Origin of the sequence: Paenibacillus sp. 598K, assembly GCF_003851045.1 — a bacterium.
In the GTDB taxonomy this organism is placed as follows: domain Bacteria; phylum Bacillota; class Bacilli; order Paenibacillales; family Paenibacillaceae; genus Paenibacillus_D.
In genome coordinates this window covers 1-280 of the sequence record NZ_BFBX01000340.1, presented here as the reverse complement: position 1 = coordinate 280, position 280 = coordinate 1, and the positions used below count along the sequence as shown (strand labels likewise).

The following is a 280-nucleotide window of genomic DNA, read 5'->3' as shown; positions in this document are numbered from 1 at the left end:
AAGATGGTAGATGACCAAGGGCCTTTAGCTCAGCTGGTTAGAGCGCACCCCTGATAAGGGTGAGGTCGGTGGTTCGAGTCCACTAAGGCCCACCATTATCTCCTGAGAAGCGGCAAGATGGCTTTTTGGGGCTATAAGCATGGGGACATAGCTCAGCTGGGAGAGCGCCTGCCTTGCACGCAGGAGGTCAGGAGTTCGATCCTCCTTGTCTCCACCTGAACGCTTTCTGCAAGAAAGCGACATCGTAAGCATGGACTACCTTGCACCTTGAAAACTGGAT

2 tRNA genes are annotated in these 280 nt (G+C 53.6%); both read left to right on the top strand.

Going from position 1 to position 280, the window contains the following annotated elements:
• Positions 1–18: 18 nt before the first annotated feature.
• Positions 19–95, top strand: a tRNA-Ile gene (locus PA598K_RS35380).
• A gap of 46 nt (positions 96–141) precedes the next feature.
• Positions 142–214: transfer RNA gene (locus PA598K_RS35375), tRNA-Ala, on the top strand.
• Positions 215–280 lie beyond the last annotated feature (66 nt).